The organism is Acinetobacter guillouiae (assembly GCF_002370525.2).
GTDB lineage: Bacteria > Pseudomonadota > Gammaproteobacteria > Pseudomonadales > Moraxellaceae > Acinetobacter > Acinetobacter guillouiae.
In genome coordinates this window covers 3,680,785-3,695,340 of record NZ_AP014630.1, presented here as the reverse complement: position 1 = coordinate 3,695,340, position 14,556 = coordinate 3,680,785, and the positions used below count along the sequence as shown (strand labels likewise).

The 14,556-nt window shown below is 39.7% G+C and carries 14 protein-coding genes; 12 read left to right on the top strand and 2 right to left on the bottom strand.

What is annotated here, in order from left to right; genetic code table 11:
• Positions 1 to 13: 13 nt before the first annotated feature.
• From paaB to AS4_RS17095, 12 genes are all read left to right on the top strand, one after another.
• Positions 14 to 304 carry a 1,2-phenylacetyl-CoA epoxidase subunit PaaB gene (paaB, locus tag AS4_RS17150; RefSeq protein WP_096734977.1) on the top strand — a complete coding sequence of 97 codons (291 nt, stop codon included), beginning with the start codon at positions 14 to 16 and terminating at the stop codon, positions 302 to 304.
• 11 nt (positions 305 to 315) lie between these two features.
• Positions 316 to 1,071, top strand: coding sequence for a 1,2-phenylacetyl-CoA epoxidase subunit PaaC (paaC, locus tag AS4_RS17145; RefSeq protein WP_096734976.1), 756 nt, complete (start codon positions 316 to 318; stop codon positions 1,069 to 1,071).
• A gap of 28 nt (positions 1,072 to 1,099) precedes the next feature.
• Positions 1,100 to 1,600 (top strand): 1,2-phenylacetyl-CoA epoxidase subunit PaaD, encoded by a 501-nt coding sequence (gene paaD, locus AS4_RS17140; protein ID WP_096734975.1) that lies wholly within the window; start codon positions 1,100 to 1,102, stop codon positions 1,598 to 1,600.
• A 52-nt stretch (positions 1,601 to 1,652) separates the two neighbouring features.
• On the top strand, positions 1,653 to 2,711 hold the full coding sequence (locus AS4_RS17135; RefSeq protein ID WP_096734974.1) for a 2Fe-2S iron-sulfur cluster-binding protein: 1,059 nt from the start codon (positions 1,653 to 1,655) through the stop codon (positions 2,709 to 2,711).
• Positions 2,712 to 2,736: 25 nt separating this feature from the next.
• Positions 2,737 to 3,507, top strand: a complete 771-nt coding sequence (locus tag AS4_RS17130) for an enoyl-CoA hydratase-related protein (protein ID WP_096734973.1) — start codon at positions 2,737 to 2,739, stop codon at positions 3,505 to 3,507.
• Entirely contained in the window at positions 3,507 to 4,298 is a 792-nt protein-coding gene (paaG, locus tag AS4_RS17125; protein ID WP_096734972.1) for a 2-(1,2-epoxy-1,2-dihydrophenyl)acetyl-CoA isomerase PaaG, read from the top strand. The genes AS4_RS17130 and paaG overlap by 1 nt, the downstream gene beginning before the upstream one ends.
• 2 nt (positions 4,299 to 4,300) lie before the next feature.
• A complete protein-coding gene (locus tag AS4_RS17120) occupies positions 4,301 to 5,854 on the top strand; it encodes a 3-hydroxyacyl-CoA dehydrogenase (protein ID WP_096734971.1) in 1,554 nt (517 codons plus the stop codon).
• A 10-nt stretch (positions 5,855 to 5,864) separates the two neighbouring features.
• Positions 5,865 to 7,079 carry a 3-oxoadipyl-CoA thiolase gene (pcaF, locus tag AS4_RS17115; RefSeq protein ID WP_096734970.1) on the top strand — a complete coding sequence of 405 codons (1,215 nt, stop codon included), beginning with the start codon at positions 5,865 to 5,867 and terminating at the stop codon, positions 7,077 to 7,079.
• A gap of 69 nt (positions 7,080 to 7,148) precedes the next feature.
• Entirely contained in the window at positions 7,149 to 8,477 is a 1,329-nt protein-coding gene (paaK, locus tag AS4_RS17110; protein WP_096734969.1) for a phenylacetate--CoA ligase PaaK, read from the top strand.
• 49 nt (positions 8,478 to 8,526) lie between these two features.
• A complete protein-coding gene (locus AS4_RS17105; protein ID WP_004717750.1) occupies positions 8,527 to 9,468 on the top strand; it encodes a PaaX family transcriptional regulator in 942 nt (313 codons plus the stop codon).
• A gap of 60 nt (positions 9,469 to 9,528) precedes the next feature.
• Positions 9,529 to 10,116 (top strand): gamma carbonic anhydrase family protein, encoded by a 588-nt coding sequence (locus tag AS4_RS17100; RefSeq protein WP_096734968.1) that lies wholly within the window; start codon positions 9,529 to 9,531, stop codon positions 10,114 to 10,116.
• Positions 10,117 to 10,508: 392 nt separating this feature from the next.
• Positions 10,509 to 10,967, top strand: coding sequence for a hypothetical protein (locus AS4_RS17095; RefSeq protein WP_096734967.1), 459 nt, complete (start codon positions 10,509 to 10,511; stop codon positions 10,965 to 10,967).
• Between the two features lie 131 nt (positions 10,968 to 11,098).
• On the opposite strand, the gene AS4_RS17090 is transcribed toward AS4_RS17095, so the two are convergent.
• The gene (locus AS4_RS17090) at positions 11,099 to 12,700 is read right to left on the bottom strand and encodes a bifunctional aspartate transaminase/aspartate 4-decarboxylase (protein ID WP_096734966.1); all 1,602 of its coding nucleotides are present in this window, start codon (positions 12,698 to 12,700) and stop codon (positions 11,099 to 11,101) included.
• A gap of 54 nt (positions 12,701 to 12,754) precedes the next feature.
• On the bottom strand, positions 12,755 to 14,440 hold the full coding sequence (aspT, locus tag AS4_RS17085) for an aspartate-alanine antiporter (RefSeq protein WP_096734965.1): 1,686 nt from the start codon (positions 14,438 to 14,440) through the stop codon (positions 12,755 to 12,757).
• Positions 14,441 to 14,556: the final 116 nt, after the last annotated feature.

Here is a 14,556-nt window from a genome sequence, read left to right as displayed (position 1 = left end):
TAAGGATTTTATGATGGACAATAAAAATAACTGGTCGCTATTTGAAGTTTTTGTACGAAGTAAACAAGGTTTAAGCCATCGTCATGTGGGTAGTTTACGTGCGCCAGATGCAGAAATTGCACTCCAGAATGCCCGTGATGTTTATACCCGCCGCAATGAAGGAATCAGTATTTGGGTGGTGAAATCTGAATGGATTACCTCATCTCAACCTGATGAAAAAAATGAATTTTTTGATCCAGCATTAGACAAGGTATATCGTCATCCGACGTTTTACCATATTCCAGATGACATTGAGCATATGTAAGGGGGACGAAGATGAGTCATTCAGTATTTGCACAGTTCCTATTGCATTTGGGTGATAGCCAACTGATTTTATCGCATCGTTTGGCCGAATGGTGTGGTCATGCGCCTGAGCTAGAGCTGGATATTGCATTAGCCAATATTGGTTTGGATTTGCTAGGTCAAGCCAGAACCTTGTTAAGTCTTGCGGGTGAAGAGGAAGGTTTAGGTCGTGACGAAGATCAATTGGCATTTTTCCGTAACGAACGTGAATATCGCAATTTATTGTTATGTGAACAACCCAATGGTGACTTTGCACAAACCATGGTACGCCAGTGGTTAATGGATCATTATCATCATTTGTTATTTGCTGCATTAAGCCATAGCCAACACAAAGCCTTAGCTGCATTTGCGCTGAAATCATTACGTGAAGTGAAATATCACTTACGTTTTTCTACTGCTTGGATGGAACGTTTAAGTTTAGGGACAAGCGAAGCACATGCAAAAACCCAATTAGGTTTAAACGAATTGTGGCGTTTTAGCAAAGAATTATTTGTCTTAACCACCGAAGAACAAGGCTTGGTGACTGAAGGCTTAATTCCAAATATTGAACCTTTAAAAGCGCAATGGCTGGATGTCGTAACAGTTGAACTGCAACGTTTTGAGCTTAGTTTACCTGAAACAGGGGCGTATCGTAGTGGTGCAAAACAAGGCCTGCATACCGAACATTTAGGTTTCGTTTTGGCTGAATTGCAATATATGCAACGTACTTATCCCAATATGAGTTGGTAAGTTCAGCTTTTCACAAGGAGTGAAGCACATGAATTTAATTCGACAATTTAGCGATGATTGCTGGGATATTTTACAACAGATTTCTGATCCTGAAATTCCAGTGTTATCGGTTGTGGATTTAGGCATGATTCGCGGGGTGGAGTTGGATCAGGACAATAATATTGTGGTTCGACTTACACCCACCTATAGCGGTTGCCCTGCAACAGACGTGCTGAAAGATGAAATCGTACACGTGTTTACTGCAAAAGGTTTCACACCTATTCAAGTTGTGGTGGATTTATCTGAAGCTTGGACCACCGATTGGATGAGCCAAAATGGCAAAGATAAGCTGAAACAATATGGTATCGCACCTCCGAAAGGCGAGGCACACAGTTGTGGTACACATGTCGCATTAACCGATGGGATTGAATGTCCGCATTGCCACAGCATACACAGCAAATTATTAAGCGAATTTAGTTCTACTGCATGTAAAGCCTTATATCAATGCCAAGACTGCTTAGAACCATTTGACTATTTCAAATGCATTTAAGTTGAACATTGTTCAACAGTTTGAAAAGTTAAAATGAAAGAGGGATTTTCACATGAGTCAATTTGTACCATTAACCATAAAATCAATTACGCCCCAAACTGAGCAGGCGATTTGTATTGCGTTTGATCTTACCCCAGAACAACAACAGCGCTTTCAGTATCAACCAGGGCAACATTTAACCATTCGCCATTTAACAGAAAGTGGTGAAATTCGTCGTTGTTATTCGATTTGTAGTGATGTTCAAGAAGATATGAGTATCGCGATTAAAAAAATTGATCAAGGTCAATTTTCAACTTGGGCAAATGACAATTTAAAAGCTGGTGATCAACTTGAAGTAATGCCACCGCAAGGGATTTTTTTCCAAAAAGTTGCTAAAACTGGAGGAAAAAACTACTTAGGATTTGCCGCAGGCAGTGGAATTACCCCAATTTTGTCCATTATAAAAACAGTGTTATTACAGCAACAAGCTGCCAGTTTTACTCTGATTTATGGCAATCGTACTTGGAAACAAACCATGTTTGCTGAGCAAATCATGGATTTAAAAGATCGTTTTAAAGAGCGTTTTCAATTGATCAATGTCTTCTCTCGTGAAATGAATGACAGTGCTTTGTTTAATGGTCGGATTGATGCTGAAAAACTGCAATTATTATTTAAAGCAAATCTGATTCATGCTGAATTTGATCATTGTTTTGCCTGTGGCCCCAATGAAATGATGGAGGCCGTCGAAACGGTTTTACCTGAATTTGGCATTGAACGCAGCAAAATTCATACTGAACGTTTTAATACTGGGGCTGTGAAAAAAGCCACAGCGCAGCATATTGGCAATCGTAATGAAGAAAAAGTCAATATTGTGCTGGATGGGCGCGAGTTGATCATTGAAGTCGCCAAAGAAGATGACAGTATTCTAGATGCTGCATTACGTGCCGGTGCTGATTTACCTTATGCATGTAAAGGTGGCGTGTGCGCAACCTGTAAATGCAAAGTACTTGAAGGCAAGGTCGAGATGGCAATTAACTATAGTCTTGAACCTGAAGAACTTGCAAAAGGTTATGTACTCAGCTGTCAAGCATTGCCGACGACTCCAAATGTGCGTTTGAGTTTTGATGAATAAAACGGAATAACATTGGAGCAAAGAGATGGATTTCTTAAAAACCAGTTTAGTGAAAACAGGCGTGATGCTTATCGAGTTAAATCGTCCAGAAAAACATAATGCGCTAAATAATGCCACCTTAAAACAACTTGTGGATGTGCTGCAAGATTTAGAGCGGGACCAAAGTATTAAAACCGTTGTGATTACTGGTAATGAAACATGTTTTGCAGCGGGTGCTGATCTAAAAGAATTGGCAGCCCTTGATGTGGTGACAATCCAGCAAGATCATCGTCCGCTACTATGGAAACACATTGATGAGTTTTCAAAACCAATCATTATGGCGATCAATGGCTTTGCCTTTGGTGCAGGCTTTGAGCTCGCCTTGCATGGCGATATTGTGCTGACTGGTGAAAATGCACAATTTGCCTTACCCGAAATTGGTTTGGGTATGTTGCCGGGTGCAGGTGGTACACAGCGTGTAGCACGTTTGGTCGGACAGCAATTGGCCATGCGTTGGGCAATGACAGGGGAACGTATTTCTGCAGCGCTTGCATTACAACATGGCATTAGTAGCCAAATTTGTCCAAGCGCACTGACGGTGCAATATGCAATTGAACTGGCTGAAAAAATTGCCAAACAAGCGCCATTGGCAATTCGTGTCATTAAACAATCGTTGAAATCCATCCATGAAGTGACTTTAAGCCAAGGCTTGAAGCAAGAACGTCAGCATTTTGTCTGGCTTACGGCAACTCAAGACCGTAAGGAAGGTATTGATGCATTTTTTGAAAAAAGAAAACCAGAATTTAGAGGTGTGTGATGGATTACCAAACCATAATTGTTGAAGAAAAAAATGCAGTTGGCTATTTAACTTTTAATCGCCCAAAGCAACTGAATAGTTTTAATGAAACGATGCATCATGAAGTATCACAAACGTTAAAGGCCTGGGCCAAAGATTCAAATATTCGCACGGTGGTGATTTCAGCCGAAGGTCGTGGTTTTTGTGCAGGGCAGGATTTAGCTGATCGAGTGGTTGATCCCAATGCAGACGCACCTGATTTGGGGATATCGATTGAAAAATATTACAACCCATTAATCAAATTGATTACAGAAATGCAGAAACCCGTGATTTGTGCAGTAAATGGTGTGGCGGCTGGAGCAGGTGCAAATATTGCCTTGGCCTGTGACATTGTTCTTGCCGCAAAATCTGCATCATTTATTCAAGCCTTTTGTCGCTTAGGTTTGGTGCCTGACTCGGGAGGCACTTGGTTTTTACCCCGTTTGGTTGGACGCGCGCAGGCAATGGGTTTGGCAATGCTGGGTGATAAAATTCCTGCTGAAAAGGCAGAGCAACTTGGCATGATTTGGCAAAGTGTTGCAGATGAACAACTCAAAGCTGAAGCGGAAAAATTGGCTGAGCATTTGGCAACACAACCCACCTATGGCTTGTCTTTAATTAAAAAAGCAATCCATGCTGCTGCTGACAATAGCCTAGATGATCAATTGATTTTAGAGCGTGACTTACAGCGTTTAGCCGGTCGTTCCAGCGATTATAAAGAAGGCGTACAAGCATTTATGCAAAAACGTAGCCCTGAATTTAAAGGATGCTAATCATGCAACAATTCAATTTACAGCAAGCAAATGTCGCTGTTATTGGTGCAGGGACTATGGGCATCGGGATTGCCCAACTGGCTGCGATGAATGGTCATCAAACACTGCTCTTTGACCTTGATCTCGATAAAGCCAAGGCATCACTTGCACAGCTAACAGTACAACTGAATAAACGTGTACAAGCTGGAAAAATAACACAAGCCCTTGTGGACAGTACATTGGCAAATTTAACTGTGGTGGATGATATTCAGCAACTTGCGGCAGCAGGATTAATTATTGAAGCTGTGGTGGAAAATAAAGAAGTGAAACAAAGCATTTTTCAACAACTTGCTGCGATTTGCTCAGAACAGACTATTTTTGCTTCTAATACCTCCTCCATTTCAATAACTGCAATAGCATCTGTGATTCCACAACCTGAACGTGTGATTGGATTACACTTTTTTAACCCTGCACCGGTAATGAAACTAGTTGAAATTGTACAAGGCTTAAAAACTGCCAAAGTGAATGCAGATGCTTTGTTTAATCTGATGCAGACTTGGAACAAAGTACCCGTTTTAGCCAAATCTACGCCCGGTTTTATTGTGAACCGCGTGGCTCGTCCGTATTATGCTGAAGCTTTCCGCGCTTTACAGGAAAATGTGACGACACCTGAACAGTTAGATTTCATTTTACGTGAATGTGGTCGCTTTGCGATGGGACCATGTGAATTGACGGATTTAATTGGTCAAGATGTGAATTTTTCAGTGACACAGAGTGTTTATCAGGAATTTTTTTACGAGCCGCGTTATCGCCCCTCTCTTATTCAAAAACAACTGGTAGATGCAGGCTGTTTGGGGCGTAAAAATAAACAAGGCTTCTATAATTATCATCAAGAACAACCGACACCAGTATATCGCTTACCTGAAATGACTCAGGATACTTCACAGAACATGAATGTGAGTATCCACGGTGAATGGGCCAATCAAGCTGATTTCATTCAGCGTCTAAAAAATCAAACGACATTCAATATCAACAAAGTTGTGTCTCAACAAAATTATATTCGAATTGATGATATTGATCTCCAACTCACGCAAGGCGAATCTGCCGATATTGTTTATACACATCAAAAAGTTGTACTGATGGATTGGCATGCAGATTGGAACAAAGCTAAAGCAATTGCAGCGACTGCATCTCCAGCATGTTGCCAAGCAGATCAAGATAAAATGACACAATTCTTTGCTGCAATTGGTGTTCATGTAATTTGGACAAAAGATCATCCTGGGTTATATGTAATGCGAAGCATTGCAATGTTAGTCAATGAAGCTTGCGAGGCGATTTTGCATGATGTCGCGACAGAACACGATATTGATGCAGCCATGAGATTTGGAGTGAATTATCCGCAAGGTCCGTTCCAATGGATGACGCAAATGGGTGCACAACAGATTTTGATGATTTTAGAAAATTTACATCAAGTTTATGGTGAAGAGCGTTATCGCCCAAGTCTGTATTTAAGAAAAAAAGTTGCTGCTATGACTTTACCCGTGCAGCAAGCACAACAATTAAAACAAGCAGGATAAGGCGTAAAAAATGGAACAAGTGTTTATTTGTGATGCTATTCGTACTCCAATTGGTCGTTATGCAGGAGCTTTAAGTAGTATTCGTACAGATGATTTGGCTGCTTTGCCGATTCAATATTTAAAACAACAACATCCTACGTTGGCTTGGGATCAGTTAGATGAGCTTATCCTTGGTTGTGCCAACCAAGCCGGTGAGGATAATCGTAACGTCGCTCGAATGGCATCATTACTTGCGGGACTACCAGACTCAGTACCTGCGATTACGGTAAACCGTTTATGTGCTTCGGGATTAGATGCGATTGGTTTGGCTGCACGTGCTATTAAGTCAGGTGAAGCACAATTTGTATTGGCAGGTGGTGTTGAGTCAATGAGTCGTGCGCCATTTGTACAGTCCAAGCCAGAAACAGCTTTTAGCCGAACACCAAGTATCTATGATACAACTATTGGTTGGCGCTTTATCAATCCAAAATTTAAAGCAAATTTTGGGGTGGACAGCATGCCCGAAACCGCAGAAAACGTTGCTGAAAAGTATCAGATTAGCCGTGAAGATCAGGATTTATTTGCTTTCAATAGTCAGAAAAAAACGGCAACTGCGCAACTTAATGGCGTGTTTGCAGAAGAAATATGTGCTGTAGAAATAATCGATCGTAAAAAAAATCTGACACGTATAACTGAAGACGAACATCCACGCGCAGATACCACACTGGAAAGTTTGGCAAAATTAAAAGCGCCGTTCCGCAAACAAGATGGTTCTGTCACAGCAGGAAATGCATCGGGGGTAAATGATGGAGCCGCTTGTGTGTTATTGACCAGTGAAGCTTTTGCAACGGCAAATCAGTTGAAACCACTTGCCAAAGTCATTGCGATGGCAAGTGCAGGCGTTGAAGCAAAATATATGGGAATTGGTCCAGTACCAGCAGTACAAAAACTGCTGAAACAGACAGGTTTAAGTCTGGATCAAATGGATGTCATTGAGCTGAATGAAGCATTTGCAGCACAATCACTTGCAGTAATGCGTGCACTGGGTCTGGACGATGATGATGCACGTGTCAATCCCAATGGCGGAGCAATTGCCTTAGGTCATCCATTGGGTATGAGTGGTACACGTTTGGTGATCACGGCAATGAAAGAATTGAAACGCCGTAATGGAAAATATGCACTATGTACGATGTGTGTGGGTGTTGGGCAAGGTGTTGCGCTTATTTTGGAAAATTTTGACGCATAACAGCCACTGCAAGACCAAACCAAGGATTTTAAGAAACAGCCAAAGGATGGCTGTTCAGGGAGTAACAATATGAATAACAATACATTGGAACATTTAGAAAAAGCATCGGTTGATGAATTACGCAATGTTCAATTCGAACGTATAAAACAAACATTACATCATGCTTATCAAAATAGTGCCGTCTATCGTCACAAATTTGATGAAGTTGGGATACATCCTGATGATTTTAAAACTTTAGCAGATCTAGCTAAATTTCCATTTACCTCTAAAAAAGATTTACGCGAAAATTATCCATTTGGCATGTTTGCAGTTCCACAACAGCAAATAGTCAGAGTACATGCCTCGTCAGGTACAACGGGGCAACCCACTGTCGTGGGATATACTCAAAAAGATATTCAAGTTTGGTCTGATGTTGTGGCGCGTTCATTACGTGCTGCAGGTTTAAGTAATCAAGATATTATTCAAGTGTCTTATGGCTATGGACTATTCACTGGTGGTCTAGGTGCGCACTATGGTGTTGAGCGCTTAGGCGCAACGGTCATTCCTATGTCAGGTGGTCAAACTGAAAAGCAAGTACAATTGATACATGACTTTAAACCCACGGCAATTATGGTGACACCATCCTATTGCTTAAATATTATTGAAGCATTGGAAAAAAGATTTGGTACTGCCAAAGAGTGCTCCATTAAAACCGGAATATTTGGCGCGGAACCGTGGACCAATGAGATGCGTAAAGAAATTGAAGACCGTTTAAGGATTGATGCTCTGGATATCTATGGCTTATCTGAAGTGATGGGACCCGGTGTGGCGATGGAGTGTCTGGAGACTAAAGATGGTTTGACCATTTGGGAAGATCATTTTTATCCTGAAATTATCAATCCAGAAACAGGTGAAGTGTTGGCTGATGGTGAATTGGGCGAATTAGTTTTTACCACGATTACCAAAGAAGGTATGCCTGTCATTCGTTACCGAACCCGTGATTTGACTCGTTTATTGCCAGGCACAGCAAGAACAATGCGCCGTATGGATAAAATTGTTGGGCGTAGTGATGATATGATGATTATTCGTGGTGTAAATGTGTTTCCATCTCAAATTGAAGAACAAATTTTACAAATCCCTGAATTGGTTCCTAATTATGAGATTCAAATTTGTAAACAAGGTCATCTGGATGGATTGCACATCCGTACAGAAATGCGTCAAGATATACCTCAGGAAATACACGCACAACTGTGTACTCAGCTCAAAACTAAGATCAAAACGATGGTTGGAATTACAGTAAGCATTGAAATTTTGACAGAAGGGGCATTGCCACGTTCAGAAGGTAAGGCTCAGCGTGTATTTGATTTGCGCAACAATAATCATGTTACACATCCATCAAGTACGCTTAGCCTTGGTTAATTTGAGTGTTGTTATTTGAGATTGTTAAATTAAGGTCCTATCGAACATTATGAATTCAAAATTAAAACTTGCTATAGATGATTTTATTACCAAAGAAATGTTAAGTGGAACGTCACTGATCATGACAGTTTTTGGTGACTGTGTGCATCATCACGGTGGGATTATCAGTCTTGCAAGTTTGATTCAGTTAATGAGTGTTTTTGGACTCAATGAGCGTTCGGTACGGACTGCTGTATTTAGACTGGTACAAAATGGCTGGTTAGTGTCTGAAAAAATTGGTCGTACAAGTTATTATCGTGTGACTGAAAGTAGTCTCAACGGTTTTACACTCGCAGATACTAAAATTTATAATTTTAATCATAAAGAATGGGATCAAAGTTGGGATTTGGTCTTACTTAGTTCATTAGATATTGATAATAAGCAAATTTTAAAGAAAGAGTTGGAGTGGCTGGGTTTTGCCAGTATCGCAAGTAATGTAATGGCTTATCCAAGTTGCGATAAATTGAAATTACAGAATTTATTGCTCAGTCAGAACATGACAGATCAAGTGGTAATTTTTAAAGCTGAAACTTTGCAACTGTGGCAAGAATCTTATCCAACGGTAAAACGAATGGTGGAAGTTAATTGGCCAATTCTTGAGTTACATTCACGTTATGAAAAATTTATCCAAGATTTTCGAGAGTTCTTAAATCTTGTGGAAAATTCAGATGATATGGATGCTGCACAAGCATTTCAAATCCGTATTTTGCTCATTCATCAATTCCGTCGAATTTTATTAAAAGATCCAAATTTACCATTTGAATTATTACCTTCAAACTGGTTATCGCTGAATGCGAGAAACTTAAGTAGTAACCTCTATCAACTGGTTGTTTTTGCAGGGGAAGAGTACTTTATGCAGTTTGCTCGCACATCAGAAGGTTTTATGCCACCTTTACATCCTATGTTTTATAAGCGATTTGGTGGTTTAAAAGTTGAGGAAATGGACGCTTAAACCCACTAGTTCATTTAATTATTTAAATGAATTGAGCTTTGAAAAATATGGATTATTCACATGCCTTGTTATGCCATTGATAATGTAATTCCAGTCGTACACCCTAAAGCATTTGTACATCCTACTGCTGTATTAATTGGCGATGTTATCCTTGAAGAGGGCGTTTATATCGGCCCTTTTGCTTCGTTACGTGCTGATTTTGGACAGATTCATGTCTGTAAAAATTCCAATGTACAAGATAACTGTGTGATTCATGGCTTTCCGAAAAGTATTACCTTAATCGAAGAGTATGGGCATATCGGTCATGCTGCTATTTTACATGGCTGTACGATTGGCAAAAATGTTTTGGTTGGCATGAATAGTGTTATTCTTGATGAAGCTGAAATTGGTGAAAATACCATTATTGGTGCCAATAGCACAGTTAAAGCCAAGGCTGTTATACCTGCAAATGTGCTCGCTCTTGGAAGTCCTGCAAAAGTCGTTCGTGATTTACTAGAACAAGAAATTGAATGGAAGCGAAATGGAACAAATGAATATATTCATCTTACACAGCGTTGTATAAATTCATTACGAGAGGTAGAACCTTTGATTTCTTTAGAAAATCGGTTGGATTTTACAAACTTTAAAGCTGAGCATAAGTTGTACTAATTTGTTGTTTGAGTGTTATAGCGGTTGAGCATCATAATATTGTGAATTGGATCAATGCGTACTGAATTTACAATCAGAAAATAGGTTCAACACATTGTTTTTGTCTCGTCCTAAAATAGTTTAACAATATTTCATTGAGAACCGAGTTAAGCAATGAATTCGGTTCTTGCTTTTTCACACATATCATTTTTTCGCCAATCTCTTAAAATCAGGAAAAACATCCTCTTACTGACGATTATCCAAAGCTTATGGTGGCCACGCAGCAAATTGAACAAGCCAAGCTATTGAGTAAAAGGCTGTTGTCATAGATGTCTAAGTGGTTCTTTTATGTGTTAAGATTGGGTAAAATTACTACAAATTTAGCACTTTATAAAATGTAGATTAGGATGATGATGAACAAAATTTTAGTGATTGCCTTAGGGATATTGCCAGTATTTGCACAAGCACAAAGCTTCAAATACAAAAACACTGAGTCTGGTTTTAAAAATTATCAGGGACTAGCCACTTTAACAGGAAAATTTTCACGTAATTTAGACCCTGAATATTTGGATTATATGGGTGATGATATTTGTTTTGAACCCAACAAAACATCAGCTGCACTCATTCCGCGTCCAAAAGGTGATACACGAGATGTCTGGTTTTGCTTTAGCAACTTTGATGCAGCAAAAAAGACTTTTAAGTTACCAGACAATATTAAAAAAGGTTATTGCCAATATGAAGGACAGGCAACGATTCAAATTAAAGACTATCATTTATTTATAGAGGAAACTGAAGGTTTTGATTCAACTCAATTAGTTTCAGCGACCAATATTACTCCTGCAAAAGCAATCAAATGTAAAGTGCAGAATTAAGACTGTTTGAATACTGTGATGAGATTTGATAACTACAAGTAAATAGAACTTAACTTGGTTAGTCATTCGCAAACAAAAAAGATCGCATTAATGCGATCTTTTTTTAAAACTGATACTTAAGCTATTCATGCTTATTTATTCTTTTTGCTGACTTTTTTATATTCCAGATAAGCTTCTTCAGCAAATTTTCGTAATGAAGTCCCGATTGCTGCATATTGGAATTCATTTAAGTTGGCTAGCGAGGCGCGTGCAGAAGGGTGTTGAACACCAAAACCTGAACCCGGAAGGAGTACGACACCTGTTTCATCAGCAACTCGGAAAAGTAATTCCGTTGGATTCTTATTTTTCATCACCCAATCAGCAAACGCATCACCATATAGTTTTCGTGAGGTATTTTCTAAATTGACCAAGGTATAGTAATCAACGGCATTCGGATCTTGTGGGACTTCAACCCCAAGCTGTCTATAAAGCGCAGCATCGCGTTCTCGAACCACAGATTTCACTGCTTTTTTATAGCTTTGACGAGAATCCATCATATTAAATAAAGCAAAAAGAACCATTTGTACTTGTTGAGGTGTGGATAATCCTGCGGTGTGATTTAAAGCAACATTACGGCTATCGGCAACTAGGCGATCAATAAACTTAATACTTGATGGATCTGTGGTGAGGGATGAGTAACGTTCTTCGAGTTCTTTCTTGTCTTTTTTAGAAAGCGCTGCAATTTTTTTATCTAAAATATTATGATTACTCAAGGCAATGACCCCAAGTCGCCAGCCAGTCGCACCGAAATATTTAGAGAAAGAATAAACCAGAATGGTATTGTCAGGGCAAATTGCAAACAAGGATTTAAAGTTATCTGCAAATGTGCCATAAACATCATCTGTTAAAATAATCAGGTCAGGACGTTTTTTGACAATATCAGCCAAAATCGCTAAACCTTCATCACTCATTTTAACCGAAGGTGGATTGCTTGGATTCACCAAGAAAAATGCTTTAATTGAGGGATCTTCTAATTTACGTAATTCTGATTCAGGGTATTGCCAACCAAGATTAGGATCAGCCTTGATGAGTACTTCTTCAAGCTGATAATCGTTGAGTTTTGGAATTTCGAGATAAGGGGTAAAAATAGGCGAACCTATGGCAATACGATCACCATGTGAAATAATTTTATTTTCTTTTAATGAATTAAAAATATAAGCCATTGCAGCGGTTCCACCTTCCACTGCAAATAAATCGAGTTCCTCTTTAGGCATACCTTGTACGCCCATTTCACGTAAAACGTATTCTTTAATAATCTTTTCGCTGACTCTTAGCATTCGATCTGGGACAGGGTAATTACAGCCAAGTATACCTTCAACCATTTCGAGTAAGAATGCATCGGGATCAAGTCCCAATTGGTCACGAACATAAGAAATCGCTTTACCCAGGAAAACAACACCGGGCTTATCACGATTTTCTAGGATGAAGTGGTCAAAGCGTGATTGCAATCCTTCTGCACGAGGAAATCCACCAAGCCCTTCAGGCATATAGGAAAAAGAAAATTCTGATTCAGTGGCAGAAAATAAACCCAATTGGAAAAAGGCACGGCGTGGAACAGTTGCAAGAAAGTTTGGATTTCCTCGTCCCGCATTGAGCATCATACGGTCGGTATGGCTTTGTGCCAAAGCAATCAATTCATCTTTGAGTTCAAATGGGCTCAGTTTTGCGTATTTTGAATAATCAACGTTCCCCATGGGAAGTCTCCTTAATTATCTTGAAGTGAATGAGTTTGAAATTTATAAAATTATTTATGCTAAACCGACAATCAGAGGGCCAAGCAAGGTTAAAAATACATTTGCGAGTGCATAGGTAATTGCAAATGGGACGGTCGGAATTGAGTTTCCAGCTTTGTCGAGTACACCACCAAAAGCAGGATTTGCACTGCGTGAGCCAGTTAATGCGCCTGCCATTACGGCGACATTGTTATAACGGAGTACATAACGGGCAAACAGCATTGAAAGAATTAGCGGTACCAGCGTGACCACCACCCCGATCATAAATAGTGATAAACCACTTTCTTTAATGGTTTGAATGGCCTGTAAACCTGATTGCAAACCGACAGCAGCAACAAAACCAGCAAGACCTAAATCTTTGAGAAGTTGTGAAGCGGCTAAAGGCATATTGCCGTGGACTTGGTTACGGCTACGTAGCCAACCAAATAACAGCCCTGATAACAGCGCACCGCCACCTGCACCAAGGGTTAAAGGAACATCACCAATACGGACAACGAATAGACCAATGACTAAACCAACAACTAAACCTGCACCGTGGAAAATCCAGTCTGTTTTTAAGCTTTCAGGTAGAGCTTTCCCCGCTTCTTTAACTAAACGTTCAAGATCACTTTTAGTTCCATATACGGTGACCACATCGCCTTGACGCAGGACCGTATCATCACTTAAAGCTTGCGCTTCACTGTTACGTTTAATCCCAAGCACATAAATGCCATGCTTTAAGTAATCTGGTGTATTGGCTTTGATATCCCCAAGGGTACGATTGGCATATTTTGAGTTTCGTAATATGACATCTGTGGTATCCATGATCATTTCCATGCCTTGTGAGGATTGCAACTCAGATCCAATAGACTCGGCAATGGAAACGATACTCGCCCTGCGACCAACGACCAGAACAACATCATCTTTTTGTAAGGTGATTTCAGCAGCAACATCAATAAATTGATCTTTGCGTTTTAATCGTTCAATGGTGACGCTCGGTACTTGTGTTTCGAGTTCGGCAATGGTGTGTCCTGATGCTTGTTTGACTTTGTAGATACGACCAACAATTTCAGGCATAGCCAATTCTTGACCAGGTGCCAGTTCAAATGCACCTTTTAACTGTTCCGCTTGTGCTTTTAAGGCATCATCATGAATTTCTCGGCCCATAAATTTTGGCAAGATATTCACACAGACAATAATTGCGCCTAGAGAACCAAAGATATAGGTCACGGCATATCCAATCGCAACATTGGCTTGAAGTTTCTGAATTTCTGCAAGCGGTAAGTCTAGACGAGAAATCGCATCGCCCGCCGTACCAATAATTGCAGATTGGGTCATTCCACCTGCAGCCAGACCCGCCGCTAAACCTTTATCTAGATTAAAGATTTTTGCCATGACTAAGACTGTAATGAGCCCACATACGGCCATGAAAATAGCCAGCAAAATTTCTTTAATAGATTGTGGTCCAAGCGATTTAAAAAACTGTGGGCCACTTTCAAAACCGACTGCGTAAATAAATAAAGCAAAAAGAATCGCTTTTACACCATTGTCGATTGGTACGCCAATAAGACTTAGAATAACAGCGACAAGTAATGATCCTGCAACACCACCAAATTGAAACTTTCCAAATTGGAATTGACCGATCCAAAACCCTATTGCTAAGGATAAAAATAATAGGATTTCAGGACTATGTTTTAATTCACCTTGTAGCCATTCAATCATTTTACGGCCCCACCTTTATTATTTAATCTATATTTGATTATGAGTAGAAAGTTCATTTTTTACGTTAAATGGAAAATACTATATCAATCGAGGTTGTGTAAAACATCGATATTTAA